This is a genomic window from Streptomyces violaceorubidus (genome assembly GCF_000717995.1).
Classification (GTDB): domain Bacteria; phylum Actinomycetota; class Actinomycetes; order Streptomycetales; family Streptomycetaceae; genus Streptomyces; species Streptomyces violaceorubidus.
In genome coordinates this window covers 163,682-170,405 of record NZ_JODM01000009.1, presented here as the reverse complement: position 1 = coordinate 170,405, position 6,724 = coordinate 163,682, and the positions used below count along the sequence as shown (strand labels likewise).

The window sequence follows — 6,724 nt, the reverse complement described above, 5'->3', positions numbered from 1 at the left end:
CCAGCACACCGTCACCGACCAGACCCTCGTCGACCGCATCCACCAACTCGGCATGGACATCAACGTCTGGACCGTCGACGAACCCGGAGCCATCCGCAACATGACCGGCCTCGGCGTCGACGGCATCATCACCGACTACCCCCAGACCCTCACCCGGCGGTAGCGGGCAGGGGAAGCCGGCGCTCGCAGCGCATGCCGCTCCGGGGTACCCGGTGATCCACGCAACCCAGGAAAGCGGCACCCGACATGTATGACCAGACGCGCGCACAGCAGCCCCCGGACCGGGACCGGGACCAGAACCGCACCGGGCACCGTCCCGCGCAGCCGGACGCCCTCCTGCCGTCGGAGGAACGGGACGCGGTGCTGGACCGTCTCCGCAAGGCCATCAACACCTTCGCCGACGCTCCGCGGGACGCTCTGGAGGAGGCGGAGGGCGCCTTCGACGACGCCGCGGCCCACCTCGCGAACGCCCTGGCCCGGCGGCGCGGGACCCTGCACGAGAGCTGGCAGGACCAGGACGTCGAGACGCATGCCGAGGAACTCCGGGTCGCGCTGCGGCAGTACCGGGAGATCACCCAGCGGCTGGTCCGCCTGTGACGGCCGCGTCGTTGGCGCGGCGGAAGCCGAGGTGGCCGGACAAGGAGTCCGGGGTGTTGGAGGAGCGGGCGGCGACCCGGTAGCGGGTGCGGTAGGAGTCGTGGCACAGGCAGGAGCCGCCGCAGCAACCGCGCCGCCCGGGGGCGACGACGCGTGGCTCGTGCCGCACGACGACCTGTACGGGAGGTTCCGGCACGACATGGCGGACGTACGTCCTGAACCCGGCCGCCGGCTACCGGGCGGGCGCCGCACGCGTCGCGGATTCCGAGGTGCCCGGTGTCGCGCGGCTGGAGTGGACCGGGCCGGGGACGGCCGGCTGTATGTGAAGCGGTCGCCCGAGGGGCACGGCGACCGGTCCCGACCAGGGGTGCTCCGCGTCGAACCGCGCCCTCGCATGCCGTCGCGGCGGGACGGGCGTAGTGTCCAGATATGGGTGATGTTCGGGGTGGCGGGCGTCGGGCAGCCCGGTCGGCGCCGAGGCGGACGGGCCGATGATGGATTCCGCGATGGCGGCCGTCGTACGGGCGAGCGGTGCGTTCGGAGGCATCCTCTACGTACTGCCACCGGGCGAGAACGCCGTGTGGCAGGTCCTGGTCACGGGGGTCCCGCAGGAGATGGCCGCCCCGTGGCGGCGGGTCGGGCTGAAGGATCCGATGCCGGTGGCGGACGCCGTCCGCGAGCAGCGTCTGGTGTGGGCGGGCGGCCGGGAGGAGATGGCGCGCGAGTACCCGCGGCTGGCGCTCGTCCTGCCGTACGACTTCGGCCTCGCCGCCTCTCCGCTCCTGTCGGACGACGGCGTCCGGGGCGGGCTGGTGCTGCTGTGGCCCGGGAGCCACCCCGCGCGGCTGAGCGCCGGTGAGCGGGACGTCATCCGGGAGGGCTGCCGCCGCCTGGGCGAGAGCTTGCAGCGGGCGCTCGACCGGGGCGAACCGCTGCCGCCCCCGGACCGGCCCCGGACCCTGCCGCCGGCGGCCCCGCGCACCCCCTCCCCCGCCGAGGCGACCGCGCTGTCCGCGTTCGTGGACCGCCTGCCCGGGGGCTCGTGCGCCCTGGACCTGAACGGGCGCCTCACCTTCGTCACCCCCGGGGCGGCCGAACTGCTCGGCGTCGACCGGTCCCTGCTGGTGGGCGCCCTGCCCTGGGAGGCGCTCCCCTGGATGGACGTGCCGCACGTCGAGGACCGCTACCGCGCCGCCCTGGTCAGCCGCAAGCCGCAGGCCTTCACCGTGCTGCGCCCGCCGGGGACCTGGCTGTCCTTCGAGCTGTACCCGGACGCCACCGGGCTCAGCGTGCGCATCACCCGCGGCAGCCCGGACGCGGACGCGCCCCCGTCCCGGTCGGTAAAGTCCTCGGGCCCCAGCCGCGCCACCGTGCTCTACCACCTGATGCACCTGGCCTCCACCCTGACGGAGGCCGTCAGCGTGCAGGACGTGGTCGAACAGACCGCCGACCAGCTGATGCCCGCGCTCGGCGCACAGGGCATGGTGGTGATGGCCCCGGAGGACGGCCGCCTGAAGATCGTCGGGCAGCGCGGCTACCGCCCGGAGCTGCTGCGGCAGTTCGACGGGACGCCCCTCACCGCGGCCATCCCCGGCGTCGACGTCATGGCCACGGGGGTCCCGGGGTTCTGGACGACCTTCGAGGAACTCCGCGAGGCCTACCCCGCCATGACGCACGAGGACGGGATGGCCGCGTGGGCCCTGCTGCCGCTGATCGCCTCCGGCCGCCCCATCGGCTCGCTCCTGCTCTCCTACCGGCGCCCCCACGTCTTCCCGCCGGGCGAGCGGGCCGCCCTCACCTCGCTGGCGGGACTGGTCGGGCAGGCCCTGGACCGCGCCCGGCTCTACGACGCCAAGCACCACCTCGCCCACCGCCTGCAGTCCGCCCTGCTGCCCCACAGCCTCCCCGACGTGCCCGGTCTGAACGTCGCCGCCCGCTACCTCCCGGCCGCCCGGGGACTGGGCATCGGCGGCGACTTCTACGACGTCATCCGGCTGGACGAGCACACCGCGAGCGTCACCATCGGCGACGTCCAGGGGCACAACGTGGACGCCGCGGCGCTCATGGGGCAGGTCCGCACCGCCGTGCACGCCAACGCCACCGTGGGGGCGTCCCCCGACCGCGTCCTGGCCCGGACCAACCGCCTGCTCACCGACCTGGACCCCGGTCTGTTCACCAGCTGCGCCTACGCCCACCTCGACCTCGCCACGCACCGCGCCTGCGTGGCGCTCGCGGGACACCCGCCCCCTCTGCTGCGTCACGCGGACGGGCGTGTCGAGCCCCTGCACGTGCCGCCCGGTCTGCTGCTGGGCATCGAGCGGGACGCCCGGTACACCGCGCTGGAGTTCCCCCTGCCGCCCGGCAGTGTGCTCGCCCTCTACACCGACGGACTCGTCGAGGCGCCGGGGGTCGACCTCGACGACGCGATCGCGGCCCTCGCCGGGCTCCTGGAGCACGGTGACCCCGGCGACCTGGACGCCATGGCGGACACCCTCATCCGGCACGCACCCACGCCGGGCGACGACATCGCCCTGGTCCTGGTCGGTCCGCCCGCGCGGGCGGCGGGGCACTCCCGGAGCCACTCGATCGTTTCCCCGGGCAAGAAGGACGAACGCCGGTCGAGACGGGCCGGCAGCGGAGGAGAAGACCCTTCATGAAACACCGGACGGTGCGCGATCTGATGAGCGACGCCGTGGTCCGCGTACAGCGCGGCACACCGTTCAAGGAGATCGCCCACCTGCTGCTGGAGTACGACATCACGGCGGTGCCGGTCGTCGACGGGGAGAACCGGCCCGTGGGGGTGGTGTCGGAGGCCGACCTCCTGCAGAAGATGTGGGGCGGGGAGCCCGACGGTTCCCCGGAGCACGCCGAGTGGTCCCGGCCCTCGGCCGCCAAGGCGGGCGCCACGGACGCGGACGGGCTCATGACCTCGCCCGCGCTGTGCGCCCGGGAGGACTGGAGCGTCGTGGACGCCGCCCGCGTGATGGCGCGGCACCGCATCAAGCGGCTCCTGGTGGTGGACGAGGACGGGCGGCTGGCCGGGGTCGTCAGCCGTAGCGACCTGCTGCGGGTCTTCCTGCGGACGGACCGCGCGATCCGCACCGAGATCATCGAAGAGGCCCTGGTCAAGGCCCTGGGCCTGGCCCCCTCCTCGGTGCAGGTGGACGTGACGCACGGCCATGTCGTGCTCAGCGGCCGCCTCCCGGTCCATGTGTCCGCCCCGCTGCTCGAGGAGCACTGCCGGAGCGTGGACGGCGTCGTCGCCGTGGAGTTCCGCCCGGCCGGCGAGACCGGTGCCGAGGACGCCGCGGCCGTCGGTTCCTGAGCTGCCGCCCGGGTGGCGGACACGAGGGGGGCCGGAGCGGGGTCGGACGCCCGTCGAGTCCTTCACAGCTGCTCGGGCCGGTCGTCCTGGGAGTGGGCGGGCCCGCCTCGGTCGCCGTCCCGGTCCTCGCCGCCGAGGACGGGGCGGGGGCGGACAGGGCCTCGCTCTCCGGGTGGTCCGGCCGGGCGGCGATGACCGCACCGACGCCGTGGCGGACCTGTGGCGCGAAGGCCCCGGCGGCCTGGGGTTCCAGGTCACCGGGGCCCTGTACGGGGTGTCAGACCCCGGCCGTCTCCGGCTCGCGGGCGGGCTTCGCGGGGGCGGCGGTGTCGCCGAGTTCCCGGTGGAGCTTCTCGCCCTCGACGTCGACGTTCGGCAGGACGCGGTCCAGCCACGTGGGCAGCCACCAGGCCCTGGTGCCGAGCAGCGCGAGCACCGCGGGCACGATGGCCATGCGGACCACGAAGGCGTCGAAGAGGACCGCGATCGCGAGGCCGAAGCCCATCATCTTGATCATGGCGTCGTTCTCCAGGATGAAGCCGGAGAAGACGCTGATCATGATGATCGCGGCCGCCGCGACGACCCGGCCGCCGTGGGTGAAGCCCGTGGTGACGGACTCGGCGGCGGACTGTCCGTGGACGTACGCCTCCCGCATGCGGGTGACGAGGAAGACCTCGTAGTCCATGGCCAGGCCGAAGACGACGCCGATCATGAAGATGGGCATCATCGACATGATCGGGCCGGGCTGGTCGACGCCGAAGAGGTCCGCGAGCCAGCCCCACTGGAAGACCGCGACCACCGCGCCGAGTGCCGCGGCCACCGAGAGCAGGAAGCCCAGGGCCGCCTTGAGCGGGACGAGGACCGAGCGGAACACGAGCATCAGGAGCAGGAAGGCGAGGCCGACGACCAGCGCCAGGTAGGGGACGAGCGCGTCGTCCAGGGTCTGCGAGAAGTCGATCGTCATCGCGGTCGCACCGGTGACCAGCATGGTCGCGCCGGTGTCGGCCTCGATGTCGCCGGACAGCGAGCGGATGTCGTGCACCAGCGACTCGGTGGCGACGTCGCTCGGGCCGGTCTTGGGCATCACGGTCAGGACGGCGGTGTCGCCCTCCTTGTTGAAGCTGGCGGGGGTGACCGCCGCGGCCTTCCCGAGCCCGGTGATCCTCTCGCTCACGGTGTCGGCGGCGGCCTCCGGGTCGGCGGCGTCACGGGCGTCGACGGCGATCATGAACGGACCGTTGAATCCGGCCCCGAAGGACTCGGACAGCAGGTCGTAGGCCTTGCGCTGGGTGGTGTCGGGGGCGGAGCTGCCCTCGTCGGGCAGTCCAAGCTCCATGCTCGCGGCCGGTACGGCGATGACGCCGAGGCCGAGGACCGCGGTCAGCAGGACGGTGACCGGGCGCCGCTGTACGAAGCGGGCCCAGCGGGTGCCGAGCTTCGGCTTGGCGGCGGCCCGCTGCCCGGCGGGGGCCTTGCGGTCCTTGCGGCTGAGGGCCCGCTTTCCGGCGAAGCCGAGCAGCGCCGGGGTGAGGGTGAGGGCGATCAGCACGGCGATGCCGACGGTGGCCGCCGCGGCCAGGCCCATCTTGGTGAGGATCGGGATGTTGACGATCGCGAGACCCGCCAGGGCCACCACCACGGTCAGTCCGGCGAAGACGACCGCGGAGCCCGCGGTGCCGACCGCGCGTCCGGCCGCCTCCTCCGGGGAGCGGCCCTCCGCTATCTCGGCCCGGTAGCGCGAGACGATGAACAGGGCGTAGTCGATGGCGACCGCGAGGCCGATCATCATGGCGAGCGTGGAGGTCGTCGCGGACAGCTCCAGGGTGCTGCCGAGCGCCCCGATGGCGGAGATGCCGATGCCGACACCGATGATCGCCGAGAGCAGCGGCATGCCGGCCGCGACCAGCGAGCCGAAGGTCAGCAGGAGCACGATCGCGGCGACGCCGATGCCGATCAGCTCGGCGGTGCCGCCCATCTCCTGCTCGGCCACGACCGCGTCGCCGCCCGTCTCGACCGTGTACCCGCCTTCGCGCGCGCCGTCGGTGGCGGCGGTGAGCGCGTCCCGGGCCTCGTCGGTCAGCTCCATCGCGTTGACCTTGTAGGTCACGGAGGCGTAGGCGGTGGTGCCGTCCTTGCTGACGGCGTCGGCCGTGAACGGGTCGTCCACCGAGGCGACCTGCGGGCCGGCCCTCAGATCGGCGACCAGGTCCTGGACCCGGTCCTTGCCGGCCGCGTCGGATATCTTCGCGCCCTCGGGGGCCCGGATCACGACGCGGGCCGTGGCGCCCTCGGCACTGGCGGCCGGGAACTGCTCGTCGAGCAGGTCGAACGCCTTCTGGGACTCGGTGCCCGGCATGGAGAAGGAGTCTTCGGGCGGGGCCGGCGCGGCGGACGAGGCGACGCCGGCGCCCACGAGTACGGCCACCCACATCAGGGCGACGAGGCCGCGGCGCCGGAACGCCCTCCGGCCGAGCCGATAGAGAAATGTAGCCACCTTGTGGACCAATCCGTCGGGTTGCGGGCAGGACGAAGTCCCGGCTCATGGGGGAAGGCGGAGGCACTGACCGGGGTACGCATCCATGCTCGCCCGGCCTTACGGGCGTTGGATCCGACCCTGGGTCTGGACCGGCGTACTGCGTGGGGTGTAGGGGGGCGCCGCGCTCCTCTCCCCTCGGTGTAGGTCACGAAGATGGGTGTACTCCGCATTTCGTTGCCGGGGGCAGCCGACGGTTGACCTTCACCTCGGGGCAGGCCGCAGCATCGGTCTCACCGGGCGACGCGCCCGGTACGAGGAGGGGTGGG

At 73.4% G+C, this 6,724-nt stretch carries 5 protein-coding genes and 1 pseudogene; 4 read left to right on the top strand and 2 right to left on the bottom strand.

The window, feature by feature from the left end:
* Together IE94_RS0114965 and IE94_RS0114960 are read left to right on the top strand one after the other, a co-directional pair.
* On the top strand, window positions 1–163 hold a 163-nt coding region (locus tag IE94_RS0114965), incomplete at its 5' end, for a glycerophosphodiester phosphodiesterase (RefSeq protein WP_030183743.1).
* An 83-nt stretch (window positions 164–246) separates the two neighbouring features.
* Window positions 247–597 carry a hypothetical protein gene (locus IE94_RS0114960; protein WP_030183741.1) on the top strand — a complete coding sequence of 117 codons (351 nt, stop codon included), beginning with the start codon at window positions 247–249 and terminating at the stop codon, window positions 595–597.
* On the opposite strand, the pseudogene IE94_RS38065 reads toward IE94_RS0114960, so the two are convergent.
* A pseudogene (locus tag IE94_RS38065) lies at window positions 572–718 on the bottom strand (formylglycine-generating enzyme family protein); the annotation flags it as partial. The gene IE94_RS0114960 and the pseudogene IE94_RS38065 sit on opposite strands and share 26 nt — an antisense overlap.
* Window positions 719–1,091: 373 nt before the next feature.
* Between IE94_RS38065 and IE94_RS0114955 the strand changes: the two are divergent.
* Both IE94_RS0114955 and IE94_RS0114950 read left to right on the top strand, forming a co-directional pair.
* Window positions 1,092–3,254 (top strand): SpoIIE family protein phosphatase, encoded by a 2,163-nt coding sequence (locus IE94_RS0114955; protein WP_030183739.1) that lies wholly within the window; start codon window positions 1,092–1,094, stop codon window positions 3,252–3,254.
* Window positions 3,251–3,922, top strand: a complete 672-nt coding sequence (locus IE94_RS0114950) for a CBS domain-containing protein (RefSeq protein WP_030183737.1) — start codon at window positions 3,251–3,253, stop codon at window positions 3,920–3,922. Before IE94_RS0114955 ends, IE94_RS0114950 begins: the two co-directional genes overlap by 4 nt.
* 277 nt (window positions 3,923–4,199) lie before the next feature.
* On the opposite strand, the gene IE94_RS0114945 is transcribed toward IE94_RS0114950, so the two are convergent.
* Window positions 4,200–6,416: an MMPL family transporter gene (locus tag IE94_RS0114945; RefSeq protein ID WP_030183735.1), complete on the bottom strand. Its 2,217-nt coding sequence runs from the start codon at window positions 6,414–6,416 to the stop codon at window positions 4,200–4,202.
* Window positions 6,417–6,724 lie beyond the last annotated feature (308 nt).

Coding starts and splice junctions, on each gene's coding strand:
- IE94_RS0114955 (WP_030183739.1), top strand. CDS start 1,092: ATGGATTCCGCGATGGCGGCCGTCGTACGGGCGAGCGGTGCGTTCGGA.
- IE94_RS0114960 (WP_030183741.1), top strand. CDS start 247: ATGTATGACCAGACGCGCGCACAGCAGCCCCCGGACCGGGACCGGGAC.
- IE94_RS0114950 (WP_030183737.1), top strand. CDS start 3,251: ATGAAACACCGGACGGTGCGCGATCTGATGAGCGACGCCGTGGTCCGC.